General features: G+C 60.1%; 23 protein-coding genes, 1 pseudogene and 1 CRISPR repeat array. Of the genes and pseudogenes, 16 read left to right on the top strand and 8 right to left on the bottom strand.

Annotation, left to right across the window (positions count from 1 at the left end; genetic code table 11):
- Positions 1 to 55: 55 nt before the first annotated feature.
- From madL to mdcH, 4 genes are all read left to right on the top strand, one after another.
- Positions 56 to 457, top strand: coding sequence for a malonate transporter subunit MadL (gene madL, locus ACODR9_RS00990; protein ID WP_488807137.1), 402 nt, complete (start codon positions 56 to 58; stop codon positions 455 to 457).
- A gap of 15 nt (positions 458 to 472) precedes the next feature.
- Positions 473 to 1234 carry a malonate transporter subunit MadM gene (gene madM, locus ACODR9_RS00985; protein WP_488807136.1) on the top strand — a complete coding sequence of 254 codons (762 nt, stop codon included), beginning with the start codon at positions 473 to 475 and terminating at the stop codon, positions 1232 to 1234.
- 87 nt (positions 1235 to 1321) lie between these two features.
- Positions 1322 to 1987, top strand: a complete 666-nt coding sequence (locus ACODR9_RS00980; protein ID WP_488807135.1) for a malonate decarboxylase holo-ACP synthase — start codon at positions 1322 to 1324, stop codon at positions 1985 to 1987.
- Positions 1984 to 2922 (top strand): malonate decarboxylase subunit epsilon, encoded by a 939-nt coding sequence (gene mdcH, locus ACODR9_RS00975; protein WP_488807133.1) that lies wholly within the window; start codon positions 1984 to 1986, stop codon positions 2920 to 2922. The genes ACODR9_RS00980 and mdcH overlap by 4 nt, the downstream gene beginning before the upstream one ends.
- A 9-nt stretch (positions 2923 to 2931) precedes the next feature.
- Here mdcH and ACODR9_RS00970 read toward each other — a convergent pair whose 3' ends face one another.
- Genes ACODR9_RS00970 through ACODR9_RS00960 form a run of 3 tightly spaced genes read right to left on the bottom strand, consistent with a single transcriptional unit; the run spans position 2932 to position 6075 of the window.
- Entirely contained in the window at positions 2932 to 4263 is a 1332-nt protein-coding gene (locus ACODR9_RS00970; RefSeq protein WP_488807132.1) for an aspartate aminotransferase family protein, read from the bottom strand.
- Positions 4260 to 5342: a phosphotransferase gene (locus ACODR9_RS00965; RefSeq protein WP_488807131.1), complete on the bottom strand. Its 1083-nt coding sequence runs from the start codon at positions 5340 to 5342 to the stop codon at positions 4260 to 4262. The genes ACODR9_RS00970 and ACODR9_RS00965 overlap by 4 nt, the downstream gene beginning before the upstream one ends.
- Complete coding sequence (locus tag ACODR9_RS00960; RefSeq protein WP_488807130.1) at positions 5335 to 6075, bottom strand: SDR family NAD(P)-dependent oxidoreductase; 741 nt, start codon at positions 6073 to 6075, stop codon at positions 5335 to 5337. The genes ACODR9_RS00965 and ACODR9_RS00960 overlap by 8 nt, the downstream gene beginning before the upstream one ends.
- Positions 6076 to 6224: 149 nt before the next feature.
- Here ACODR9_RS00960 and ACODR9_RS00955 point away from each other — a divergent pair, with 149 nt between their 5' ends.
- Positions 6225 to 6893 (top strand): GntR family transcriptional regulator, encoded by a 669-nt coding sequence (locus ACODR9_RS00955; protein ID WP_488807129.1) that lies wholly within the window; start codon positions 6225 to 6227, stop codon positions 6891 to 6893.
- Between the two features lie 149 nt (positions 6894 to 7042).
- On the top strand, positions 7043 to 7228 hold the full coding sequence (locus ACODR9_RS00950; protein WP_488807128.1) for a hypothetical protein: 186 nt from the start codon (positions 7043 to 7045) through the stop codon (positions 7226 to 7228).
- A gap of 123 nt (positions 7229 to 7351) precedes the next feature.
- Here the strand turns inward: ACODR9_RS00950 and ACODR9_RS00945 are convergent, their stop codons facing one another.
- Together ACODR9_RS00945 and ACODR9_RS00940 are read right to left on the bottom strand one after the other, a co-directional pair.
- A complete protein-coding gene (locus tag ACODR9_RS00945; protein WP_488807127.1) occupies positions 7352 to 8281 on the bottom strand; it encodes an AEC family transporter in 930 nt (309 codons plus the stop codon).
- Positions 8282 to 8304: 23 nt separating this feature from the next.
- Positions 8305 to 8532, bottom strand: coding sequence for a hypothetical protein (locus ACODR9_RS00940; protein WP_488807126.1), 228 nt, complete (start codon positions 8530 to 8532; stop codon positions 8305 to 8307).
- A gap of 191 nt (positions 8533 to 8723) precedes the next feature.
- Here ACODR9_RS00940 and ACODR9_RS00935 point away from each other — a divergent pair, with 191 nt between their 5' ends.
- The 4 genes from ACODR9_RS00935 to ACODR9_RS00920 all read left to right on the top strand — a co-directional run bounded on the left by ACODR9_RS00935 (position 8724) and on the right by ACODR9_RS00920 (position 12806).
- Positions 8724 to 9371: a 4Fe-4S dicluster domain-containing protein gene (locus ACODR9_RS00935; protein WP_488807124.1), complete on the top strand. Its 648-nt coding sequence runs from the start codon at positions 8724 to 8726 to the stop codon at positions 9369 to 9371.
- Entirely contained in the window at positions 9368 to 10990 is a 1623-nt protein-coding gene (locus tag ACODR9_RS00930) for an FAD-dependent oxidoreductase (protein ID WP_488807123.1), read from the top strand. The genes ACODR9_RS00935 and ACODR9_RS00930 overlap by 4 nt, the downstream gene beginning before the upstream one ends.
- 12 nt (positions 10991 to 11002) lie before the next feature.
- Positions 11003 to 12253, top strand: coding sequence for a complex I 51 kDa subunit family protein (locus tag ACODR9_RS00925; RefSeq protein ID WP_488807122.1), 1251 nt, complete (start codon positions 11003 to 11005; stop codon positions 12251 to 12253).
- A 61-nt stretch (positions 12254 to 12314) separates the two neighbouring features.
- Positions 12315 to 12806 (top strand): aminoacyl-tRNA deacylase, encoded by a 492-nt coding sequence (locus ACODR9_RS00920; RefSeq protein ID WP_488807121.1) that lies wholly within the window; start codon positions 12315 to 12317, stop codon positions 12804 to 12806.
- An 85-nt stretch (positions 12807 to 12891) separates the two neighbouring features.
- Here ACODR9_RS00920 and ACODR9_RS00915 read toward each other — a convergent pair whose 3' ends face one another.
- The 3 genes from ACODR9_RS00915 to ACODR9_RS00905 all read right to left on the bottom strand — a co-directional run bounded on the left by ACODR9_RS00915 (position 12892) and on the right by ACODR9_RS00905 (position 15860).
- On the bottom strand, positions 12892 to 14136 hold the full coding sequence (locus ACODR9_RS00915) for an ammonium transporter (RefSeq protein WP_167522556.1): 1245 nt from the start codon (positions 14134 to 14136) through the stop codon (positions 12892 to 12894).
- Between the two features lie 244 nt (positions 14137 to 14380).
- A complete protein-coding gene (locus ACODR9_RS00910; protein ID WP_488807120.1) occupies positions 14381 to 14794 on the bottom strand; it encodes a GFA family protein in 414 nt (137 codons plus the stop codon).
- A gap of 262 nt (positions 14795 to 15056) precedes the next feature.
- Entirely contained in the window at positions 15057 to 15860 is an 804-nt protein-coding gene (locus ACODR9_RS00905) for a hypothetical protein (RefSeq protein WP_488807119.1), read from the bottom strand.
- Between the two features lie 540 nt (positions 15861 to 16400).
- Here ACODR9_RS00905 and cas1f point away from each other — a divergent pair.
- From cas1f to cas6f, 6 genes and pseudogenes are all read left to right on the top strand, one after another.
- Positions 16401 to 17435: pseudogene (gene cas1f, locus ACODR9_RS00900) on the top strand (type I-F CRISPR-associated endonuclease Cas1f).
- Complete coding sequence (cas3f, locus tag ACODR9_RS00895) at positions 17432 to 20779, top strand: type I-F CRISPR-associated helicase Cas3f (RefSeq protein ID WP_488807118.1); 3348 nt, start codon at positions 17432 to 17434, stop codon at positions 20777 to 20779. Before cas1f ends, cas3f begins: the two are co-directional and overlap by 4 nt.
- A 446-nt stretch (positions 20780 to 21225) precedes the next feature.
- Positions 21226 to 22566 carry a type I-F CRISPR-associated protein Csy1 gene (gene csy1 / locus ACODR9_RS00890; RefSeq protein ID WP_488807117.1) on the top strand — a complete coding sequence of 447 codons (1341 nt, stop codon included), beginning with the start codon at positions 21226 to 21228 and terminating at the stop codon, positions 22564 to 22566.
- Positions 22563 to 23552 (top strand): type I-F CRISPR-associated protein Csy2, encoded by a 990-nt coding sequence (gene csy2, locus ACODR9_RS00885; RefSeq protein WP_488807116.1) that lies wholly within the window; start codon positions 22563 to 22565, stop codon positions 23550 to 23552. The genes csy1 and csy2 overlap by 4 nt, the downstream gene beginning before the upstream one ends.
- Positions 23549 to 24571 (top strand): type I-F CRISPR-associated protein Csy3, encoded by a 1023-nt coding sequence (csy3, locus tag ACODR9_RS00880; protein WP_488807115.1) that lies wholly within the window; start codon positions 23549 to 23551, stop codon positions 24569 to 24571. Before csy2 ends, csy3 begins: the two co-directional genes overlap by 4 nt.
- Positions 24571 to 25155, top strand: a complete 585-nt coding sequence (gene cas6f, locus ACODR9_RS00875; protein ID WP_488807114.1) for a type I-F CRISPR-associated endoribonuclease Cas6/Csy4 — start codon at positions 24571 to 24573, stop codon at positions 25153 to 25155. The genes csy3 and cas6f overlap by 1 nt, the downstream gene beginning before the upstream one ends.
- Before the next feature lie 160 nt (positions 25156 to 25315).
- Positions 25316 to 26063: a CRISPR direct-repeat array (repeat unit 28 nt; unit sequence GTTCACTGCCGGACAGGCAGCTCAGAAA).
- Positions 26064 to 26133 lie beyond the last annotated feature (70 nt).

Raw genomic sequence — 26133 nt, 5'->3', positions numbered from 1 at the left:
GCATGACTGCAGTAACAGGTGAAAACAATATGACAATACAAAGGAGAGACACACCATGATCATCTACGGAACTGCCTTGCTGGCAGCCTGCCATTTGCTGGGCCTGTTTCTGGGCGACTTGCTGGGCAGCCTGATCGGCGTCAAATCGAATGTCGGCGGCGTGGGCATCGCCATGTTGTTGCTGATTTTCGCCCGGCTCTACCTGCACAAGCGTGGCTGGCTGCCACAGGAAACCGAACAGGGCGTCGCCTTCTGGGGTGCCATGTACATTCCGGTGGTAGTGGCCATGGCGGCCACCCAAAACGTGGTTGCCGCCTTGCGTGGCGGTCCGGTAGCCGTGCTGGGTGCGCTGGGCGCAGTACTGGTATGCGGCTGCGTCATCGCCCTGCTTAATCGCGGCAGCAGCCAGCAGGCCTGGCAGCCGGAAGCCGAAACCCCACAAGACCCACTGGCCTGATACAGGAGCAACATCATGCAAATGCTGGAAAAAGTATTGGCGCACAACGGGCTGGTAACGGCTTTCCTGCTGGTGGGCATCATCACCTGGCTGTCTGCCCGGCTGTCGCGCCGACTGACACTGGGCCGGGTGCACGGCTCGGCCATTGCCATCCTGATCGGCCTGGGGCTGGCCTATTACGGCGGCGTGCTCACCGGCAAGCAAAGCGGGCTGGCGGACATTTCGCTGTTCTCCGGCATCGGGCTGATGGGCGGTGCCATGTTGCGTGACTTCGCCATCGTGGCCACCGCCTTTGAAGTGCAAGTCACCGAAGCGCGCAAGGCCGGGTTGATTGGTGCCTGCTCGCTGCTGCTGGGTACCGTGCTGCCGTTTATCGTCGGGGCCAGCATTGCCCATGCCTTTGGCTACCGGGATGTGGTCAGCATGACCACCATTGGTGCCGGTGCCATTACCTATATTGTCGGCCCGGTAACGGGCGCGGCGCTGGGTGCCAGCTCGGACGTGATGGCGCTGAGCATTGCCACCGGTCTGCTCAAGGCCATCATGGTGATGGTGGGCACACCGTTTGCCGCCCGTTTCCTTGGCCTGAGCAATCCGCGCTCGGCCATGGTGTTCGGCGGCCTGGCTGGCACCGTCAGCGGCGTGTCGGCTGGCCTGGCCGCCACCGACCGCCGCCTGGTGCCATATGGCGCGCTGGTGGCTACCTTCCATACCGGGCTGGGCTGCCTGCTGGGGCCATCGGTTCTCTACCTTGTCACCAAGGCCATCATGGCCTGAAAGCAACCTCCTCTTTACTTCTGCTACTGAAGTAAAGATTTGTCGCGGCAGCGCTGGTCGCTGCCGTTTTTTTTGCAGGAGAGTGGGATGAGCCATCCTTGTTTGCCACACGATTTGCTGTGGCTGGACAGCGCTGCGGCGCTGGTGGCCGATAGCAAACTGCCGGACTGGCTGCACCAGCACTGGCACCCTGGCCTGCCGGTGGTGGTACGCCGCGCCAGCGCCAGGCCGGGCTGGGTAGCAGTGGGGGTGCGCGGGCCGCTGCGCACCCAGCGCGCTGCCTTGTGGGCCGACAGTCAGCATGTTTCCCGTCGACTCAGCCCGGAGCAAGTGGCAGCACAGCAAGGCTGGCAACAACATCCGCGCCTTGCTGCCCTGCCCGCCTTGCAGGCCCTGCAGCAAGCACACGCAGTCTTGCAAGCCTGCGGCCTTGTCTGGGGTATTACCGGCAGTGCCGGTTTCGAGTTGGCCGCAGATCAACCTGCCCTTAACAGCAGCAGCGATCTGGACCTGCTGCTACGCTGCCCGCAACCGCCAGTGCGTTCTCAATTACAAACCCTGGCCACCGCGCTGGCAGCGCTGCCTTGCCGGGTGGATATCCAGCTGCAAACGCCTGTCGGCGGTGTGGCGCTAAACGAATGGCTGCGTGGCGGGCAGGTATTGCTGAAAACCGACAGCGGACCCGTGCTGCTGGATGAGCCGCTGGCAGCTTGGCCTGATACCGCGCAGCGTGATATGGAGCCATGCCCATGAGCTTGTTATTTGTGTTCCCCGGCCAGGGCAGCCAGACGCCCGGCATGCTGCAGCAGTTACCGCAACATGCCGCCTGCCACACGGTACTGGCCGAGGCTGAAGCCGTGCTGGGCCACTCGCCGCTGCTGCTGGATTCCGCCACGGCACTGCAATCCACGGTGGCGGTACAGCTCTGCCTGCTGATTGCCGGTGTGGCCTCCGCCCGCTTGTTGCAAGCAGAAGGCATCCAGCCGCAGCTGGTGGCAGGGCTATCCATTGGCGCCTTCCCGGCTGCCGTCATCGCGGGGGTGCTGGATTTCCACGATGCGGTGCAACTGGTGCAGCTGCGCGGCCAGCTAATGGAACAGGCTTATCCGCAAGGCTATGGCATGTGCGCCATCACCGGGCTGGCCTTGCCGCAGCTGCACATCCTGCTGAGCCAAGCACAGGCCGAAGGGCAACAAGTGTTCCTGGCCAATATCAATGCCGCGCAGCAACTGGTGGTGGCAGGTAGCGATGACGGGCTGCAGGCCATCGCTCAGGCCGCCATGCAGGCCGGTGCCGCCCGTTGTCAGCGGCTGGCCATCAGCGTGCCCTCGCATTGCTGCCTGCTGGAACAAGCCGCGCAGACACTCACCCAGGCCATGCGTGACACGCCGCTACACGCCCCGGCTTGCCATTACCTGAGCGCCAATGCCGCACGGATATTGCGCAGCGCAGAGCAGATTCGCAATGACCTGGCAGGCAATATGGCGCGGGTGGTGCATTGGCATGACACCGCCCGGCTGGCCTGGGAGCGCGGTGCGCGCATGGCGGTGGAAATGCTGCCCGGCACCACCCTCAGCCGCTTATTGAAACCGGTATTTGCCCAGGGCGTGGTGATGAGCGTGGCGGAGGACAGGCTGGACAGCCTGCAATACACCACCCGGCGCATGGAACAGGACAGCGAGTACTGACGGCTGACATCAGAGGCTGGCCAGTACCTCATCCAGCGCACCCAGCAGCATGTCGGCATGGGTGCGGGCAAACGGCAGCTGCGGCCGCACTTTCAGGATATTGCCTGCCGGGCCGGTAGCGCTGATCAGAATGCGCCGCTCGCGCAGTGCGTTGACGATGCGCGTGGTCTGCTGAGTGGCCGGGGTTTTGCTGTGGCGGTCGCTCACCATTTCCACGCCAATGAAGAAACCCGCACCGCGCACATCGCCTATCAGCGCATGTTTGTCTGCCAGCGCCGCGAAACCGGCCTTGAGGTAGGCACCGGTCTCGCGGGCATTCTGTTGCAAGCCCTCACGCTCAATCACATCCAGCACTGCCATGCCCGCAGCCACCGACACCGGATTGCCGCCAAAGGTGTTGAAGTAACGTACCTGACGGCCAAAAGCATCAATGATATCGGCGCGCGCCATCAGCCCGGCCAGCGGGTGGCCGTTGCCCATCGGTTTGCCCATGGTAATGATGTCCGGCACCACGCCATGGCGCTGAAAGCCCCAGAAATGACTGCCACTGCGGGCAAAACCGGCTTGCACCTCGTCGGCGATGAACAGGCCACCAGCCGCATGGATGGCATCCACCGCACCGTGCAGAAAACCAGCCGGATCGGCAAACACGCCATCACTGGTAAACAGCGTATCCACCAGCAAGGCAGCCGGTTGGATGCCGTGGCGCTGCAGGTCGGCAATGGCGGCCGCGACATCGCGGGTAAAGCTTGCAGCCACCGCATCAGGATTACCGCGATAGCCATCCGGCGCGGCCACGGTACGGACATGCGGCCCCAGCGGCACCCCATCACCAAACGCTGGCGAGCAGGCGGCAATACTGCTGGTAACGCCGTGATAGGCATGCCCGGTAACGATCACCCCTTGCCCGCCGGTAACGCTGCCTGCCAGGCGCAAGGCCAGGTCGTTGGCTTCGCTGCCGGTGCAGGTAAACATGGCCTGATAGCCGGGCAAGGCCAGCGTGGAAAGCAAGCGCTCGGCGTAATCGACAATGCCGTCGTTCAGATAACGGGTATGGGTGTTGAGCACTGCCGCCTGCTGCGCAATGGCCGCCACCACCTGCGGATGGCTATGCCCTACCGAGGCGACATTATTGTAAACATCCAGATAGCGCTGGCCGTCGGCGTCGTACAGCCATACCCCCTCGCCACGCACTACATGCAAGGGCTGCTGGTAGAACAGGCGGTAAGCCTGGCCCAACGCCTGCTGGCGACGCTGAATAAGTGCCTGTTCACGCGCAGGCAAGTTGCTGGCCGTGGCCGGGTCAAAGGCGTTCACCATGCGTTGATCGGGCGGGTTCATGCTTGTCCTTTCATCTGGCACAGCTGGAACAAATAGTCGGTGGCGCGGGCGCTTCCCAGCGCGGACAGGCGCTGCAGACCGTCCCAGCTAAGCGCGTTGTTGCGCAGGATGTAAGTGCGGTTTTCCGGATAACGTGCGGCACGCCAGCCGGTGATGGTGACGGTCATGCACAGGCGGGTAAGGATAAGCGCGTACAGAATGCTGATTTCCTCCGCCAGCAGCGGGCAAACCGCGTGGTAGCCCGCCACCAGATCCCCCGCGCTATCCAGCGGATTTTCACTGCTGGACAGCTGATAGGAACAGGCCACCGCCAGCTCGTTGATCAGCGGTGCCTCCACCATGTCGCCAAAGTCGATCAAGCCCACGGTAGTGACCTGATCCTGCGGGTCCACCAGCACATTGTGCGGGTTGAGGTCGTTATGAATCACCTGCCGCCGCAAGCCTGCCAGCACGGGCTGTACCTGCTGGATGAAATGCACCAGCCAATCGCTCAGCACCGCTTTTTGCGCGCTGTCCGGCGTTTCCGCCAATAGCGGCTGCAGCCGCTCGGCATGCTGGATATCCCACAACAGCGGATGATGTGCCGCAGGATGCGCATAATCCCGCAGGGCATTGTCCAGCCGGCCCAGGGTCTGGCCCAGATGGCGGCGCTGCGCCGCACTGCGCACCAGCTGGTGCAAGGGCTGACCGCCCAGATAGCTGAGCAGGCGCAGCACGCGCTGGCTGCCATCGGCCATGTTCACCACGCCATAGGGCTGGCCATCGCTGCGTGGCAGCAGCTGCGGCACCGGCAGCGTCGGGTCACGTGCCAGCACATGCAGCAGCGCCCGGCTCTGAAAATCAGTCACCGCCCGGTCTTCTGCCGGATGGGTCAGCTTCAGTACATATTCGCGCCCGTCGTAACCACGGATGTGGAAGTTGGCATCGCGCTCGCTATTGAGCGGGCTGGCCACCCCACGCAGGCCATAGTGCTGCCACAGCAGCGCGGTGGCTTCGCAACATTCCACCGGCGCAGCCAGGGTGGAAAACAACTGGTCGATCACGCCTTGGGACACGGCTGGGGACACGGCTTCAGACATGCTGGCCTCCGTTGATGTGGATTTCCGAGCCATTGATGTAGGAGGAATGGCCGGAGCAGAGAAAGTAAATGGCTTCGGCCACTTCGTGCGGTGTACCCAGACGGTGCATCGGCACATCGTGCTCCACAATGCGGGCGGTGTCCGGTGACAGGATGGCAGTGTCGATTTCACCCGGCGCAATGGCATTGGCGCGGATGCCGTGCGGGCCGAACTCATGCGCCAGCTCGCGCGTCAGCGCCGCCAACCCGGCCTTGGAAGCGGCATAAGCCACCCCGGCAAACGGGTGCACGCGCGAACCGGCGATGGAGGTGACGTTGACAATGGAGCCCTGCGCTTTTTTCAGTTCGTCAAACAGCCCGCGCGCCAGCAAGGCGGTGGACACCAGGTTCACATTCAGCACCCGGCTCCAGACGTCGACATCGCTGGCCAGAATGCCCAGCCGCTCACCCTGCGGCCCCTTGGGCGAGATGCCGGCATTGTTTACCAGTGCGTGCAGTTCGCCATTTGGCAGGCGGCTTTTCACTTCGGCAATCAGCGCGTCCAGGCAAGAGAGGTCGGACAAATCGGCCTGCACATGGCTTTGCCGCGCCGACGGCCACAGGCAGGCCTCGGAAAACGGCTGGCGCGACACGGTGAAAATCTGCCAGCCGTGTTCCTGAAACAGCTTGACCGTGGCATGACCAATGCCGCGACTGGCGCCAGTCAACAGCATGTAGCGCGTGGGGTGGGACATGAAGGCACTCCTGTAGCAAGGGCAGAAGCGGCAAGCACCGTCAGCCCTATCCTGGTCAGTCGAATTTATGATGCATCATATTTGCTGCATTTCAATCTGGCAAGTGCAGTGCTACCATGCGGCTTTGCCGTCACTTGCCCCCTCTTCCCATGGACTACCAACTGGACACACTGGAACACGACAATCTGGGCAGCACGGTGTACCAGCTGCTATGCCATGCGCTGATTCAAGGCCGCTTGCAGCCGGGAGCACGGCTGAAAATCCGCGATCTGGCCGAACAACTGGGCACCAGCGTCACCCCGGTGCGCGATGCCATCTTGCGGCTGGTGCAGGAACAGGCGCTGACCATGCAGTCGCCACGCGACATCCGCGTACCCCACATGACGGTGGCGCGTTATCTGGAAATCCGTGCCATCCGTATCCGGCTGGAGGGGCTGGCTGCCGAAACTGCCGCGCACAAGGCAGACCACAGCGCCCTTGCCAGACTGGAAGACATCATCCGTCGCAATGCCCTAGCCATGACCGCGCAGGACATTGCCCTGGGCTGCGAACTAAACCAGCAGTTTCACTTTGCCCTGGTGGAGATTGCCGGCCTGCCCTTCCTGCAGGGCATCCTCTACCGCATCTGGCTGCAGATGGGGCCGCTGATTGCTGCGGTGTATCAGCAAGGCGGCAGCGACATGATCGACTACCACTACCCGGTGCTGGCTGCCATCCGTCAGCATGACGGCCCGGCGGCAGCGGCGGCCATTGGCGACGACATCCTGCATGGCGGGCATAGCATCCTGCTTCATCTGCAAGCCCAAGCAGCAGCATAAGGACGGATTTCCGTACCGCAAAATACGGCAAGCCGACGATTACCCACACAGGCCGATAAAACATCCTTGTTTTTCAATGGCTTGAAAAATCAAATCCAGGCATGGCTTTTGCAATACAGGCGGCACCTGTATTACGGAAAGCTGCTGCCATGACCTTCAAACTGCTGCTCAGCCTGATCTGCTCCTCCTTGCTGGCCCGTCAACTGGGCAGCAATCCGCTGGCCGCAATCGACACCCTGTCCTTGCCTGCCGTGCTACTGCTGATGACGGTGGGCAATGCCGCCACCTACCTGCTGGTACGACTGCTGTTTCTCAAGCTGTCACCGCAGCACTGACACTCCGCACCAGCTCGTCCACCCGCTTCGCACCCCGTGCGCTACACACAGAACAAGGCCCGGCATTGCCGGGCCTTGTTCTTCACGCTTCAGCCTTATGCGGGCAGGCTGGCCGCATCTGGCCTACACCATAAAGTAGATCAGCGCCGCCTCGCCAAATACACCCACCACCGTTCCCACCAGTACCGAATGCGAGGCATGCAGCGCATAAGTCTGGTTACGCACGGCAAACATCGATGCCGCAATGGCGGTAGGCACGGCACCAACAATCAAGGCCTGGCGGGCAAAGTCCGCATCCACACCAAACAGCAGGATGCCGATAAACATCAACACCGGCTGCAGGAAGTTCTTCATCGCCACATTACCCACCACGTGGCCGTTGAAGCTGGGCTTCTCGCCACAGAACATCAGGCCCAGCGCCAGCAGCGATACCCCGCCAGCCGCCTTGGCCAGCATGTCCACACTTTCCTGTACCGCAGCAGGCAGATGCAGGTGATTGAAACTAAGAATCACCCCCAGGATAGGCAGCCAGACAATCTGGTTGGACAGGGTTTTCACCAGGCTTTGCTTGAGCATGGTCACCACACCGTCATCGGCACCGGCATCCGACATCTCGCCGCAGCGGCACAGCACAATGGTGAGCGGCAGAATGACAAAGCTGGTGATCAGATTGCCAATCAGCACGGCGATGAAACCCTGCGGGCCACATACCTGTTGCAGAATGGGCGCGCCAAAATAGGCCATATCCGGAAAGGTGCACACCAGGGCCTGGATGGCGCTGCTTTTTAACCCCTGCCGATAGTAGTAACGCCCAGCCAGCAAGGCGATAACATAGGTGCCAACAAAGCCGAAGGCCATGCACAAAATGAATGGCAGGTTCTGGATACGCTCTGGCGGCGTTTTCAGAGCGCCAATAAACAGCGAACACGGCAAGGCATAGCGCATCACCAGCGTCGCCATCACCCCCACATCCGCCTGGCGGAAATAGCCGCGCTGGCCACCAAACCAGCCCAGCATCATCAACAGCACCACTGGCAGCAGTGCTGTGCTCATGGTTCCCCACATGGTCTTGCTCCTCATCTCTGTATGTAATGATTGTCTCGATAGTGCAGAGCAAGCCCCGTGCCACGACAAAACACACCCATCCCTTTGTTTTTATTGACAAATATTAAGCAGGCCAGCTGGCAAGTGCGGATAGCCGCGAATCCGCCCGCCACAAAGTACGGAAATCCGTACTTTTTCAAATCACCCAGCCCAGCCTCCCCGGCCTTGCCGCGCGACAGCATTTCCGTCCATTCGGCCATGGCAAATGGACGGAATTCCGACGCTACAGCGCCGCCATTTCAAGCAGAAATCAGATTTTTCCTTTGATTTCAATGGGATGGATATTTCCAGCGCCATGGCACGCTCCTTGCAAAGACCCTGCCAACGGACAGGCCATTACGCCCGCAGCATCAGGCAGGCGAATGCGCACAAGCACAGCAAAGGAAATCCCATGAGTGAAACCATCCGCATCAGCATCGATGGCAAGGTGGTGGACGCAGAGCCCGGCAACTCCATCCTGCACACCCGCCTGCAAGGCGAAGAAGCGCTGACCGCCAATATTGGCTGCATGGGCCAGGGCGTGTGCGGCTCCTGCCGCTGCCTGGTCCGCAAGGCGGGTGAGCGCGGTGCCGAAACCCGCCTGGCTTGCGAAACCGTGGTGGAAGACGGCATGCAGGTCAGCTTTATCGACTACTACCTGCCCGATCATGTGCACCGCTACCGGCCGCACGACTTGCGCGACGGCTGGCAGGCGCTGCCGCAACTGCAGCAAACCTTCCCGGAAATCTCCCAGTGTCGGCACTGCAGCGGCTGCGACCGCGCCTGTCCGCGCCATATCCCGGTGCAGCAAGGCATTGCCCTGGCCAATAGTGGCCAGTTGCAAGCAGCAGCAGCGCTGTTTGATGCCTGCATCATGTGCAATCTGTGCACCCTGGCCTGCCCGGAAAACATCCGCCCCAATCATGTCGGCCTATACCTGCGGCGCGCCCAAGCCATCCAGAACCTGCGTCCGGGCGATCTGCTACGTCGGCTGGAACAACAAGCGCGTGGCGAAATGGCCATCAACACCCAGGCAGGCAACACAAGGAGCGAAGCATGAGCAGCGCCATTCCCTATCTGCAGGCCCTGGCCAATCTGCAAGCGCACGACACACCTCCACTGCGCCCGGCTGATTTATCCCGCACCGCCTTGCTGGCCCAGTACCATCCCGACAATGCCGACAATGCCAGCACCCTGCTACACATTGGCCCCAGCCGTGGCCAGCCCTGCCACCCACGCCTGGCCGCCCTGCTACAAAGCAATGCGCTGATCGACGGCTTTGACCTGGCCGGTGCCGAACAACGCAGCACCGACGTACTGGTAATAGGCGGTGGCGGTGCTGGCTCAGCTGCCGCCCTGACTGCCGCCCGCAGCGGTGCCGACGTAATGCTGGCCAGCAAGCTGCGCCTGGGCGACAGCAATACCGTGATGGCTGAAGGCGGCATCCAGGCAGCACTGGCGGCCAGCGACAGCCCGCAGCAACACTACGACGACGCCATGCGCGGCGGTCACAACTGTGCCAACCCGCAATTGCTGGCACAAATGGCCAGCGATGCCCCCGGCGTCATCCGCTGGTTGATCGAACTGGGCATGCATTTTGACCTGGACGAGCCGCAGGAAGATGGCGGCAGGCTACGTTACAAGCAGGCGGGCGGCTGCAGCCAGCCGCGCATTCTGTGCTATCGCGATTACACCGGGCTGGAAATGATGCGCGTGCTGCGCGAAACCGTGGAGCTGGAACCGGCCATCACCCTGCTCAACCGCTGCCCGGTGGTAGAGCTGCTATCACACGAGGACGGCAGCTGTGCCGGTGCGGTGTTGTACGACCTGGAATACCAGCGCTTCATCGTGGTATCCGCCCGCCAGACCATTCTGGCCACCGGCGGCTGCGGTCGGCTGCATCTGCAGGACTTCCCCACCTCCAACCACTACGGCGCCACCGCAGACGGGCTGGTACTGGCCTACCGTCTTGGTGCCGGCTTGCGTGACATGGACGCCTTCCAGTACCACCCCACCGGCGTGGCCTGGCCACAGCGCCTGCGTGGCGGGCTGATTTCCGAAGCCGCCCGTTCCGGCGGCGCGCTGCTGGTAAACGGGCTGGGCGAACGCTTTATCGACGAACTGGCCCCGCGCGACATCGTCACCGCCGCCATTCTGCGCGAATGTGCCGCCGGACGCGGCATCGAACGCGATGGACAGTCAGGCGTGTTTCTCGATACCCGCGCACTGGGGCCGGCGCTGGCGCAGCGCCTGCCTGCCTTGCAGCACCTGGCCGACAAATGCGGCATCGACCCCAGCCGCGAACCCATGCTGATCTACCCCACCCTGCACTATCAGAACGGCGGCGTCATCATCGACGGCAACGGCCAGACCGAGGTGCCCGGCCTGCTATGTGCCGGGGAAATTACCGGCGGCATTCATGGCCGCAACCGGCTGATGGGCAATGCCCTGCTGGACATCCTGGCCTTTGGCCGCCGCGCCGGTCGCCAAGCCGCCCGCCAGGCACAGGCTGCCCGTCACAAATCCACCCTGCCACCGCAACGTGGCGGCATCGAACACGTCTACCGCTGGCAACGCCAGCTAGCCCTGGCCGGGCTGGACAGCAGCCAGCAAGCCCCGCTGCTGTATCCCGGCAAAGCCCGGCTCCAGCTGTACCGCCCCGCCGGACTGCGCGTCTAGGAGAACAACATCATGGAAAAACTCAATCAGGTTCTGCTCAACCCCGCAGTACAGGTGGGCCCCAACCTTGACGCCTGGCTGCAGGCAGGCGGCAGTCTTGGCCTGCAAGCCGCACTCAAGGCCCCCACCACCATCATCCGCCAGATTGCCGATGCCGATCTGCGCGGTATGGGCGGCGCCGGCTTCCCCGCCTGGCGCAAATGGGAAGCCACCGCCAATGCCGTGGGCGACAACAAATATGTGGTGTGCAATGGCAACGAGGACGAACCGGGCACCTTCAAGGACCGCACCTTGCTCAGCGCCTCGCCGCACCAGGTGGTGGAAGGCGCGCTGATTGCCGCACTGGCGGTGCGCGCTGCCTGCGTCATCTTTTATATCAATCCGCATCAGGGCCAGAGCCTACAGCACATGCAACTGGCAGTCAGCCAGTGGCAGGACAGCCCCTGGCTGGACAAATTGACCACGGCCTTGGGCCATCCCCTGGCCATCAAGGTGGTGGCCAGCTCTGGCCGCTATATCGGCGGCGAGGAAACCGCCGTGGTGGCCTCGCTGGAAGCTGGCTTTCCCTTCCCGCGCAAAAAGCCGCCCTTCCCGGCAGAGCAAGGCATCAACGGCCAGCCCACCCTGATCAACAATGTGGAAACCCTGGCCAATGTCAGCCACATTCTGCGCCACGGGGCCGACTGGTACCGCGCACTGGGCGTGGGCAAAGCCGGTGGCACCAAGCTGTACTCGCTGTCCGGCGACGTACTACGCCCCGGCCTGTATGAGCTACCGATGGGTACCAGCCTGCAGGAACTGGTGTTCCACTACGGCGGCGGCATGCTGCAGGGCAAGGCCTTCAAGGCGGTGTTTACCGGCGGGCCGTCCAACACCCTGCTTACCGCCCGCGATCTGGACGTGGCGCTGGATTTTGACTCGGTCTGGCTGCGCCACTCCCGGCTGGGCACCGGCGCGATGATCGTCATCTCCGAAGGCAGCAGCATCATCCGCAAGGTGGCCGAGTACATCGACTTCTTTGCCAAAGGCTCCTGCGGACAATGCCCGTCCTGCAAATGCGGCACGTTTCAGCTGGCACGCCTGTTGGACCGCATTGACGGTGGCCGCCACAGCGCAGCAGACCTGGATGCCCTGCAGCACCTGTGTCAGATCCTGCCCGGCAGCGGACGCTGCGGCCTGATCGACGGCGCCGTTACCGTGGTGAAAAGCTCCTTTCACACCTTCCCGCAGGAATACGGACTGCCAATACCGGCAGATGCCTGAGCCCGGCCCCGGCAGCCAAGCGCTGCCGGCTACGCACCACAATCACGACAGGAATATGCCCATGCGCCAACAAACCATCGCCGGCAGCACCCCGGCACTGCGCTTTCTGCTAGAGCACCAGGTAAATTTCAGCTGCCACGCCTACCACTACGAAGAACACGGCGGCACCGCCACCCCGGCGCGCGAACTGAATGTGGACGAACACAGCGTCATCAAAACCCTGCTGTTTGAAGATCAGGACGGCCTGCCGCTGGTGGTGCTGATGCATGGCGACCGCAAAGTCTCCACCAAGGAACTGGCCCGCCAGCTGCCCTGCAAAAAAGTGCAGGCCTGCAAACCGGACGTAGCCAACCGGCACTCCGGCTATCTGGTAGGCGGCACCAGCCCCTTCGCCACCCGCACACCAATGCCGGTGTATATGGAAGCCAGCATCCTGCAATTGCAACAGGTATTCATCAACGGCGGCCGCCGTGGCCTGCAAGTAGCCATGTCACCAGTAGACATTGGCCGCCTGCTGCAAGCGCGCTGCGTGGAAGTGGCACTGGAGAAGTAAGCAGTCAGACGGGGCGGCAGGCAACAAGATTGCCGCCGCCACGGGGAAACACGCGCAGGGCCTTTGCCAGGCAAAGGCCCTGTTTTCACAGCGACCCGCTGTAGGCTTCTTCACCATGCAGGGACTGATCCAGACCGGTTTCCTGCGTATGCTCGTCGATCAACACCGGTGTCATCTTGTTGATCAGCCACAACATGCCGTAGGTAAAACCAAAGGCCCACAAACCGGAAACCACCGCAGCAACCACCTGCTTCCACAGGAAATCCGGATTACCCATCAGCAAGCCGTCAACACCCGCCGGGTTCCAGGCTTTGCTGGCAAACACCCCCAGCAGCAATGTGCCCAGCAAGCCACCCACTCCATGCACGCCCCATACATCCAGTGCATCGTCCCAGCCCAGGCGGTTTTTCAGCTGCACCGCGTAGTAACACACCACAGCGGCTATCACACCAATCACCGCAGCCGTACCCAGCGACACATAGCCTGCAGCAGGCGTTATGGTGGCAAGGCCCGCCACCGCACCGGTCAGCAAACCGATGAACTTGGGTTGACGCGCATGCGACCACTCCAGGAAAAACCAGGCGGTACCGGCAAACGAAGCGGCAACATCGGTATTGAGAAAGGCCGATGCAGTGATGTAATCCACCCGTAGCTCGGACCCGGCATTGAAGCCATACCAGCCAAACCACAGCAAGCCGGTGCCCAGGGCAATCAAGGGCACATTATGCGGTTTGTTCTCCACCACCGAACGCCGCCCCACGTACAACACCGACGCCAGCGCGGCAAAACCGGCGGTATTATGCACCACAATGCCACCGGCAAAATCCAGCACACCCCACTTGGCCAGCAGGCCATCCGGGCTCCAGATCATGTGGACAAAGGGGAAGTAAACCAGCACCAGCCAGCCGGTAAGAAACAGGAAATACGCCTTCACCGTCACCCGGTTGGCAAAGGCACCGGTAATCAGCGCCGGGGTGATGATGGCAAACATCATCTGGTAGGCCACATGCACAATCAGCGGAATACCTGCGTCATTGCCGGTGTACATGGTATTGAGGGTGACGCCATGCATGAAGGCATAGTAAGTAGGGTCGCCGACAATGCCATGCCAGCTTGGCCCGAAGCACATGGAGTACCCGAAGGCAAACCACAGCACAGTAGTCCAGCCCAGCGACATGAAGCTTTGGGCCATGATGGTCAGCACATTCTTGCGGCCCACCAGACCACCGTAAAAGAAAGCCAGCCCGGGTGTCATCAGCATGACCAAGCTGGCACACAGCAGCATAAAGCCGGTGTTGCCCACATTAAGTGGCGGGATTGGAGCAGTCATCGTTCACATCCTTATCCATAAATAATTAATTACTAATATTTTGTGGATCGAATGCTGCGCTCAGGCGCGATAGCCCTGTTTGCTCCAGATCAAAAGAATGTGCAGATCAGGAAGGATGGCCGCTGGTCGTCAGCTTACCTGACCAATTGCCGCGTCCGTGCGGCGAGCTTGCCCCGCCCTCTACTCTCTGCAAAGCCAGCCGGAGGCTGACAACACATGCCACCCCCGGCCAACAGTTGGCCGCTTAACTTTGAGCAGCGCCTTGTTTTTTAGGCAGTGCCGGGTTCATGAAATCCCAGGCTGCGGCGCTTGCCACATGGAAATCCAGCATGGGCCGGTAATGGCATGTTTCATTCAAGGTGCCCGCCTTGATGCCCAGCGCATCAGGAAGATAGCTGAATCTGGCAAACAGCTGCGAGCCACAATGGGGGCAGAAACCACGGCTATGGGCATTTCCACTGTCCGATGTGGAAACAAAATAACGCGGCTCGCCGTGAATCACTACCTTGCTTGCAGGGAAAATCATCGCCGGAACATAAGCACTGCCAGATGTTCTTTGGCAATCCTTACAGTGGCAATTACCGGCAAACAGCGGATCAACATCCACCGCGTAACGGATTTGGCCACACAGACACTGTCCTGTGAATTTGGAACTCATGTACGACTCCATGCAGATGGGGGGTGGTGCACCAGCTGGATGCTGACATCAGCTTTTGGCTGCGGGCAGACATTCTAACACGACGTCATTTTCCGATTGCACAGCGCTGCCCCATCGGGCTTCAAGCATGCTCCTGTGCGCGGACAGAGAATATTTCGGCAAAATCAGGAGAAAGCAGGTTGCGCGAAAAAATGCCCGGTGCTCTCCGGGCATTTTTAGTTAAAAAAAGATTAATTTTTTGAGGTAATTTACAGAAAATCGCCTAGTCATCGAAATGTATATATCCTTCGCATACTGGTAATGCTTTATTGGGCTTGTAAGTCTTTTTTAAATTGTCAAAACTAAATACTCTACGGAAAGTACATTCAGCATCTTCTTGCTTAGGAGGGAAACTGGTGGCATGCGTTTGAAAAATTAGCTTTGGAAAACCGGAAGCTATTTTTTTATCTAACTGAATTTTGCTAGTAAGCTCGTACTCATCGTGGCAGGCACCGCGACGTTGCTTGTAATCCCACTCTGAAAAACAGGCCCGTATCATGGCGCTGCCACGCATAGGCAACACCAAACTTTCTCTAATACCTAATCCATTGCTTGTTGGGTATAGGTGAAACAAGTGTAATTTGGTGGAGGTTGCGCCACCACCCGAGTACATTGTTTTATAGTTTTCCTCAATACCAATCATCAGGCCTTGCATGGCATCGGCCATTTGCAGTGAATTTGGCCAAATAGAAAGATCTAAATAATCTGGATCATATTTAAGTTTACTTAATTCAAAGCTGGCATTAGATTCTTGACCATACACTCGGGTAATTTTAAGCGTTGGCGTATCCTGATCCTCACTGCTGTTCAATTCAAAGCAAAAATCTCTATCATTCGTACATCCTTGAACTGATGTTTTATTTAAGCCAGACGAATCCAAGCTCATTATTTTTACTTGAATCAAGCTCATTTTTCTTATTTCATTTCCAGCTTTATCAATATTCGATGCTGGATTTTCTGCCAATGCCTGCTGCGAGAAAAATAATTTCACAAGTACGATTGGCATTGCAATATAAATATTTTCCATTTTCATTTCCACCCCCTCCCACTAATGAAATTCATTGTGGCATCTAGAATTAGATATCAACAGCTATTGGTATTTTTTGTAAATCTGATTTTATTTGAATTTGCATTTCATTGGTATTGAGTAATCACAACCAGGCCCAAAGCATATCCTGATTAAATCGAATGGCACGGATGAATATTCTTCTATCGTGCGCACTTTTTTCCTTTTTGATATTTAACCTCAATTATATCCGTCAAATTTACACCCTCATAGCCGTCCTGGGGAGTGAATGATATTTCCCTAACCTTTTTGGCGGACAGACATCAAAAGCGAACAAGATCCTGTACGCAATAGCAAGGCATAGCTGGAGAGGCACCATTTTTGTGTTGTGCCGGTGGTTTCAAACATCCTCAAGCCCCCCGCCGGTTAGCGAATGCTGGATTGAGTGCTGCTTCCGCCTGGCGTACGGGAAAGGAATCTTTGCTTGGCCAAAGATCCCTTTCATCCCTCTTAGGTCTTGCGGCAAGCCCGGTAGCCATACACTCAGAACATGACCTTTGCATGTCAAATGGCGTAATCTGCTGCCCATTGTCCTTTTCTGTGAAGAGAGGCGTCGTCATGGATGACTTTTCCCCCTCCGACCTTAAAACCATTCTGCACTCCACGCGGGCACATCTCTATTACCTGGAACACTGCCGCGTGCTGGTCAACGGTGGCCGGGTGGAGTACGTAACGGATCAGGGCAAGCAGTCGCTGTACTGGAACATCCCCATTGCCAACACCACCACCCTGCTGCTGGGCACCGGCACTTCCATCACCCAGGCCGCCATGCGCGAACTGGCCAAGGCAGGCGTGATGGTTGGCTTTTGTGGTGGTGGCGGCACGCCGCTGTTTACTGCGGGCGAGCGCGAACTGGATATCGCCTGGCAATCTCCCCAATCCGAATACCGGCCAACCGAATACTTGCAATACTGGGTTGGCTTCTGGTTTGACAAGTCCAAACGGCTGGCCGCAGCCAAGTAGCTGCAACTGGCCAGGCTGGAGCGCATCCGCGGGCAATGGTCGGATAACCGCCAGTTGCGTGAAGCCGGTTTCGTCATTGATGAAACCCACCTGAGCGAAGCGCTGCAGGCCTCGGCGCATGCCATCACCCAGGCCGTGGACCACACAGGCCTGCTCACCGAGGAAGCCCGCCTTTCCAAACTGCTGTTTCGCCTGGCAGCCCAAGCCAGCCACTACGGCGAATTCACCCGTGCCAAACGCGGCAGCGGCAGCGACCCGGCCAACCGCTTTCTCGACCATGGCAATTATCTGGCCTATGGCCTGGGTGCCACCGCCACCTGGGTGCTGGGCTTGCCGCATGGCCTGGCCATTCTGCATGGCAAAACGCGTCGGGGAGGTCTGGTGTTTGATGCGGCCGACCTGGTCAAGGACGCCATCATCCTGCCGCAAGCCTTTGTCAGCGCCATGCGTGGCGATGATGAACAAAGCTTTCGCCAATGTTGTATCGAACAGCTACTGCGTAGCGAAGCACTGGATTTCATGATTGATCAACTGAAAACCATTGCCGAAACACAAGGCCTGGCCAGCGCATGAATATCCTGCTGATTTCCCAATGCGACAAACGCGCGCTGACTGAAACACGCCGCATCCTGGACCAGTTTGCCGAACGCAAAGGCGACCGCAGCTGGCAAACCCCCATTACCCAGGCCGGGCTGGACACCTTGCACCGCCTGTTACGCAAAACAGCGCGCAAGAATACTGCCGTGGCCTGCCATTGGCTGCGCGGGCGGGACCACGCAGAACTGCTGTGGATCGTCGGCGATGCCCGTCGCTTCAATGCCCAAGGAGCCACCCCCACCAATACCACGCGGCGTAATGTGCTGAGATCAGAAGATGAAAACGACTGGCTTAGCGGTGAGGATATCCGGCTGATGGCCGGGCTGGCCGCGCTATTTCACGACCTGGGTAAAGCCTGTCGGGCATTTCAACAGCGGCTGCGCAGTGACAAACCGCAGCCCGCCAATCTCTACCGGCATGAATGGGTGTCCTTGCGCCTGCTGCAGGGCTTTGTCGGCAGCGACGACGACGCAGCCTGGCTGGCACGCCTGCAAGACCCTGCCCAGATGACCACCGCCGTCTGGGAAACCTGCTTGCAACAAGCCGGCTTGCGCGATGGCATGGACCCAGGCGCGGCAGACAAAAAGCCGTTTCAGCCGGGGGCATTGCCTCCGCTGGCTGCCGCCATCGCCTGGCTGGTGCTCAGCCACCACCGCCTGCCGCTGACCGACACCGAGCCCATCACCGCCAATCAACTTGGCACCGGCCTGCAAGACCTCAACCACAACTGGAATCAGCCTTGCGGCTCGGTCAGCGAATCCGACGCCACGCCGTATTGGCAGTTTCCCCATGGCCTGCCCTGCAACGACAGCACATGGTGTGCACGGGTGGCCAAACTGGCCGAGCAACTTGCCGCCAGACCAAGCGGCACCATCTGGCTGGACGAGGTGTACCCGCTGCATCTGGCACGCCTCAGCCTGATGCTGGCCGACCACCATTTTTCCAGCCAAACCGTCAAGCAAAGCTGGCAGAGCGCACAGGAAAAAAAGATTGCCTTTGCCAACACCCTGCGCCGCGACCCTGCCTTGCCAGCCGGGGCAGGCCGCCGCTTCAACCAGACCCTGCCGGAACACCTGACCGGCGTTGCCCGCCATGCCTTGCATGCTGCGGCAGCATTACCCGACGTCGCCCGCGCCCTGCCAGCATTGGGGCGCTGCCGGGCTTTGCAAAAGCGCAGCACTGACCCACGCTTTAGCTGGCAGAACAAGGCCCATGACATGGCCAGCAGCCTGCGCCAGCGCGCCGCCTACCAAGGGGCTTTCATCGTGAATCTGGCCTCCACCGGCTGCGGCAAAACCCTGGGCAATGCCCGCATCATGCATGCACTGGCCAATCCGGACACCGGCATGCGCTGCGCCTTTGCCCTTGGCCTGCGCACCCTCACCCTGCAAACCGGCCAGGCCTTTCGCGAGCGGCTGCAACTGAGCACAGAGCAACTGGCTATCCGCGTTGGCGGCAGCGCCAGCCGGGAATTGTTTGAACTGCAAGTGCAGGAAGCGGAAGCCAATGGCTCAGCCTCAGCCCAAGCCCTGATGGACGAAGAAAACCCGGTGCTGTTTGATGGCCAGCCCAATCACCCCTTGCTACAACAACTCAGTCACGATCCGCAATTCAACGCCCTGCTGGCCGCCCCGGTACTGGTGTGCACCATCGACCACCTCACCCCGGCCACCGAAGCCACCCGTGGCGGGCGACAAATCGCCCCCATGCTGCGGCTGATGAGTTCTGACCTGGTGCTGGACGAGCCGGATGACTTTTCGGTGGAAGACCTGCCAGCCCTCACCCGGCTGGTTTACTGGGCGGGCCTGTTGGGCAGCCGGGTGCTGCTGTCTTCCGCCACCCTGCCCCCGGCACTGGTGCAGTGCCTGTTTGATGCCTATCTGGCCGGACGCCATCAATTTCAACGTCACCGTGGCATGCCGGGCCAGCCGCTCAATATTTGCTGCCTGTGGGTGGATGAGCAAAGCTGCCATGCGGCAGACTGCCCGGACAGCACCAGTTTTGCCGCCAGCCATCAGCAGTTTGCCGCCAACCGTGCCAGTTGGCTGGCAGACCAGGCGGTACGCCGCAATGCGGAGTTGCTTGCCCTCAGTGGCATTCCGCGTCAGCGCAATGAGATGTTTGAACCACTGGCCCACCTGCTACGCCAGCAATCCATACAGCTACACACGCACAACCACGACACCGACCCTGCCAGCGGCAAACGGGTCAGTATCGGGCTGATTCGCCTGGCTAATATCAGCACTATTTATCCGCTGGCCCAGGCACTGTACGCGCAAGACGCACCGGACGGCGTGCAGCTTCATCTGTGCGTGTACCACGCGCAATACCCCTTGCTGCTGCGCTCTGCCATAGAACGGCAGCTGGACGCCGCCCTCACCCGGCATAACCCGCAAGCACTGTTCAGCCTGCCGGACATTCGCCGCCGACTGGATGGCAGCCCGGCGGCCGACCACGTATTCATCGTGCTGTCCTCCCCAGTCAGCGAAGTGGGCCGCGACCACTGCTACAACTGGGCGATTGCCGAACCCTCCTCCATGCGCTCGCTCATCCAGCTGGCAGGCCGGGTGCGCCGCCACTGGCCACAGCCATGGAGCGTACGCAATCTGCTGATATTGCAATACAACCTGGCCGCCTGGCAGGGAAAGAAACCGGCCTATTGCCGCCCCGGCTTTGAAAACCAAGACTTCCCCCTGGATGAAACGGACCTGGGCATCTTGCTGCGCGCCGACGAGTACCAGCACCTGGACTCCCGCCCGCGCCTGCTGGCACGCCCGGAGGCAGAGCAGCGCCCGCGCAGCAGTCTGGTAGACCTGGAACACCACCGCCTGCAAGTCGACCTCAACCAGACGCACCAGCCGGGACTGCGCCGCAACAGTACTGGCGAAGCCAGGCTCTGCGCCGCCACCTGCTGGCAATGGCCGCACGCCATGCTGCACGCCGCCCTGCAACGCAAGCAGCCCTTCCGCCTGAGCCATGGCGATGAATGGGAGCTGGCATTGCTACCGGATGAAGACAGCGCCAGCGGCCTCAGCCTGTTGCGCCTGGAACAAGGCCAGCAGCGCGGCCAGATCGACTGGCTGAAAAGCGATCACCTGCTACACCACCTTGCCGATAACACCCTGCTGGGCGGCACCGGCATCCGCCCCTGGGGCAGCAGTCATTATCTGGCTGAGCTGGAACAGCTGGCCAACGCGCTGGACATGTCGCAGGAAGACTGCGCACGCCGCTACGGCAGACTGCGTTTACGTGTGAATACAGAAGGCAATCAGAAGTGGCTGTTTCATCCGGCACTGGGGTTTGGCCGTTTGCCTGCATAAGGACAAAAAAGACAGTGGCCAACCTTAACAGTTGGCCACACAAGAACTGCCTATCCGGCAGTGAACGTTCTACGCAAAACAAAACGCTAATATTTCTGAGCTGCACTTTCGGCAGTGGGCTGCATTGTAAAACGATTGTTGCATGCTCGGTAGGTAAGTACTATGATAGGCACCAAGATAAATTCTAAAAACTAAACGTTAATAGGATAAATTTAAACAAGGTGAGCGAGACGGCCATCTCGCTCGAGTGTAAACAGCACTGCAAATGACTGAGGTGCAGCCTAGCTACAAGGCTTGATGCAGCAAGGAGGATACGGATGTGATTGACACTCACATGATCTTATTAGTCCAGTAACAAACCAATAAGCGTTTTGGAAGCCAAGAATCACTCCGTGCGCTGAGTACGGGGTGATTCTACATTCGCACAGCGTTTTCGGATACCAAAAATGAATGAAACAGAATCAGCTAGACGGCTAGCTCTACAAAGCCTTATTCATACATTCATCCAACAACGTCTCACCGACAAGCTGGACAAACTCCCCCCCGACGACCCCAAACGCAGCGAACTCACCGCACAATATCAGCACCACAACTGGCTGGCCGATGCCGCCCGCCGCGTGACGCAGCTGCAACTGGTGACGCACCCGCAAAAAGCCACCCATCCGGACGCGCGTGGCAGCAGCCTGTTTGCCCCGCCAGACAGCCTGCCACAACGTCAGGAAATCGGCACCCATTGCCTGAGTGACTTTGCCAGTGACGTGGTGGGCAATGCCGCCGCACTGGATGTCTATAAATTTCTCAAGCTGGAATACCAGGGCCAAACCCTGTTGCAGATGCTGCAAGCAGACGATGCCGAACTGTTGCAAGCCCTGCATCACGACAGCAGCGTCGCCAGTCAGTGGCGTGCAGCCTTTTGCAGCATCACCGAAGCAGCAGGCGGCCCCGCATCCCACACGCTGGCCAAACAAATCTACTGGCCGGTATCGCCGGACGACTACCCTGCCGACGCCACTGACGACAGCCATTACCACCTGCTGTCCATCCTCAACTCCAGCGCGCTCAGCCATTGGCTGTATGGCCGCATTCAGGAACACCGCTTTGGCGATGCAGCCAAGGCGGCACGACAGGCAAAGCGCGACGGCAACCACCATCCGCACGGCTACCACGACTATCCGCAACTGGCCGAAGAGAAAAAAGGCGGTACCAAGCCGCAAAACATCTCGCAGCTCAATAGCGAACGCCGGGGCAGCAACTACCTGCTGGCCAGCCTGCCGCCACAGTGGGACAGCAGCGAAACCCAGCCGCTTTACCATCTGGACGACGCCTTCCGCCGCTTTGGCAAGCGCAAGGCCGTGCGCAGCCTGCTACGCGAGTTTGGCCAATTCCTGAGCAAACTCAAGCCGGAACACAACACCATTCATATCCGGCAGCGGCGGGAAAACTACCTGGCCGAGCTGTTTGGCGAGCTATTGCAATTTGGTGCCGCCTACAGCAATGCCCTGCCCCCCGGCTGGACGGACCACCCCGACTGCCAGCTGCCCATTGCCCAGCAATGCTGGCTGGACCCCTACCGCGCCGGGCAGGACGCCGACTTCAATCTGCAATTCCAATGGCAAGACTGGCCACAACAACTGGCCGAAGGCTTTGCCTACTGGCTGAACAGCCGCCTGGAAGGCAAAAACCTGCACCTGGCCGAAACCGAATTCGACTTCTGGCGCCGCCAGCTGGCCCAGGACGCTGGCTGGCAAAGCCAGCTGGACCACCTGCAACAAGGAGCACCGGCATGACGCAAACCCGCCTGCCCGGCATCAACGCCCTGCTGCACCTGCCCCATTTGCGCGTACAAAACGCCAATGCCATCAGCGGCCCGCACAGCTGGGGCCACCCCGGCCCCACCGCCTTTACCGGCCTGATGACTGCACTACGACGCAAACTGGGGCCGGAACTCGACCTGGACATGATTGGCGTGGGCATCATCAACCACCACTACCAGGCGCAAACCAATGGCGACTACGTACAGCGCTTCAACCTCAGCCGCAACCCGCTGAACAAGGACGGCAGCACCGCCGCCATCGTGGAAGAAGGCCGCATTCACCTGGAGCTGTCCCTGGTATTCGGCCTGGCACTGGGAGACACCCTCAGCAGCGCCAGCCAGCCCACGCTGGACCAACTGGCCAATACCATCCAGCAGTACTTGCATACCTTGCGCGTGGCGGGGGGCAGCATCCTGCCCGGCCATGTCCGCTGGCAGCCCAGGCTCACCCATCTGCCAGAAAATACTGAAGATCAACAACGCCAGTTCCGCCAACTGCGCCGCTGGCTGATGCCCGGCTATGCACTGGTAGCCCGCGACGACCTGCTGCCGCCCCAGCCGCCATCCGCCGAGGCCGCCGACAACAGCCGACTGGACGCCTGGCTGGACCAATGCCGCCTGAATCATTACCCGGTAGCCGACGAGCAGGGCCAGATAAGCTGGCAACACTCACGCCAACAAGGCCACGGCTGGATTGTGCCGCTGCCAGTGGGCTACGGATCTCTGTCACCACTGTACCCGCCCGGCAGCGTAGCCCATTGCCGCGACGAAACCACCCCGGTGCGTTTTGTCGAAAGCCTGTATTCACTGGGCGAATGGCTCAGCCCGCACCACCTTACCGACTACCGACAACTACTGTGGTACCCCGGCCACGACGCCAGCAACGGCGTATACCGCTGCCACAACGACTACCCCGCCACCCGTCCTACCGCACCCGCCATTTTTGGAGAACTCGCATGAGCAAACTGGAAAACGCCTCCGTCCTCGCTTTCGAACGCAAACTGGACCCGTCCGATGCGCTGTTTTACGCCGGGCCATGGGAAGAACGCGCAGCAAACCAGCGCTGGCCCCATGTGGAAGTACGGGAAAAATCGGTACGCGGCACCATCTCCAACCGCCTGAAAACCAAGGATCAGGACCCGCTCAAACTGGATGCCATGATCGAAAACCCCAATCTGCAAACCGTGGACGTGGCCACCCTGCCCCACAATGCCGACACCCTGAAAGTCAGCTTCACCCTGCGCGTGCTGGCTGGCGTGGGCGAACCGTCGGCCTGCAACAAGGCGGACTACCGCAGCAAGCTGCTGCAAACCATAGACGGCTACCGCCAGGAACACGGCTTTGGCGAACTGGCACGCCGTTACGCCGCCAACCTGGCCAATGGCCGCTTTCTGTGGCGCAACCGCGTAGGGGCCGAGCAAGTAGAGATTCACATTGCCCAATGGCAAGACGGCAAGGCCGTGCGTCACTGGCAATTTGACGCCCTTGCCCTCAGCCTGCGCAGCCTGGAGCGCAATGAACAAGTCGACAGCCTGGGCGCACTAATCGCCGAAGGGCTGGCCGGCAGCCAGCACGTACTGCTGCACATCGACGCCTATGTGCGCAGCGGCAACGGCCAGGAAGTATTCCCCAGCCAGGAACTGATTCTGGACCGTGGCCGTGGCGACAAAAGCAAAACCCTCTACCTGGTGCAACAAGGCGAAGCCCGCATCGCCGCCATCCACTCGCAGAAAATCGGCAACGCCCTGCGCACCATCGACACCTGGCATCCGGAAGCCGCCGACAACGGCCCCATTGCCATCGAACCCTACGGCTCCGTCACCACCCAGGGCAAAGCCTACCGCCAGCCCAAGCAAAAGCAGGACTTCTACACCCTGCTGGACAACTGGGTGCTGAAAGACAGCAAACCGGACACCGAGCAGCAGCACTTTGTCATCGCCACCCTGATTCGTGGCGGCGTGTTTGGCGAGGCCGGCTGATGGACCACTATCTGGATATCCGCCTGCTGCCGGATGCCGACTTTACCGCCCCGGTATTGCTCAATGCCCTGTACGCCAAGCTGCACCGCGCACTGAGCGCTCAGCAACGCCGCGACATCGGTGTCAGCTTTCCCGGCTACACCACCGGCAGCCAGCAAGACAACAAGCGCACGCTCCCCGGCCTGGGGCAAACCCTGCGGCTGCACGGCAGCGCCGCCGCACTGGACAGCCTGATGGCCAGCCACTGGGCAAGCGGCTTTGCCGATTACGCGCTGATTGGCAACATCCGCCCCCTGCCCGCCACCACCCAGGCCATTCGCGTACAACGGCGGCAAGCCAAAAGCAACCCCGCCCGCGAACGCGCCAGGCTGATCCGTCGCTGCGGCGTAAGCGCAGCCGAAGCACTGCGCCGCCTTCCGGACAGCAAAGCCCAGCGCCTGCCACTGCCCTACATCACGCTGGACAGCAGCAGTACCGGCCAACGCTTCTTGCTGTTTATCGACCAGCGCGCAGTCACTCAAGCAGTCGGCGGTGAGTTCAACAGCTACGGCCTGAGCAGCAGCGCCACACTGCCCAGCTGGTGACACGAGGGATTGCTGCCGGAGAACGGCGGCAACCCTTTTTTTTGCGAGGCTCCGTGATCTTTAAAAATCAATCAGTTACAACGCAGCAGCAAAGAAAGGTTTTCGAAGCCAGAATGGCCCACAGCCAGACTGGCCAAGCAAACCAGCGTAAAGTGGTCTAGTTCACTGCCGGACAGGCAGCTCAGAAAACCGGCAGGCACGATTCGGCCTAATGCTAAACGTTCACTGCCGGACAGGCAGCTCAGAAAGCTTCGGCTCCGGCTTCCGTTAAGCCGCAAGGGTTCACTGCCGGACAGGCAGCTCAGAAAAGAACTATCTGCTCATGGATTCTACGGATTACGTTCACTGCCGGACAGGCAGCTCAGAAAACCGCGCAGGCCGTTTTCCAGGCATTCAGCCAGTTCACTGCCGGACAGGCAGCTCAGAAATGCCGAACTGGAACAAGGCAAAAGGCGAACACGTTCACTGCCGGACAGGCAGCTCAGAAAACCTTCCAGTGCAAATTTGGCTAGTTCGTACTGTTCACTGCCGGACAGGCAGCTCAGAAAATCGTCGTCCGAGCTCCAGCGAGGCGCGTGGCGTTCACTGCCGGACAGGCAGCTCAGAAAAGCCGAAGCCCTGTTCAATCTGATTTTGATCTGTTCACTGCCGGACAGGCAGCTCAGAAAGATATGGCTTCCCAGTTCATGCATTCCCCTTGGTTCACTGCCGGACAGGCAGCTCAGAAAAGTCCCTTGTTGATCAGAATGCGCAAGGTGCGGTTCACTGCCGGACAGGCAGCTCAGAAACTGTGTTGCTGGGTGCTTGCCTCACCGTGCGTCTTCACTGCCGTACAGGCAGCTCAGAAACTCGCCGCAGCAGGGAAGGAGTGAGGGGTTGGGTTCACTGCCGGACAGGCAGCATCGAAAAGAGTGACTCGACTACACAGTGGAACCTTCGGTCAGTTTCCACCTAGCAATCCCGTCCCTAGAATCCGCC

It is taken from the genome of Aquitalea sp. FG25, assembly GCF_057809375.1.
The sequence above is the reverse complement of the archived record's forward strand: the minus strand, read 5'-3'. Positions and strand labels throughout refer to the sequence as shown.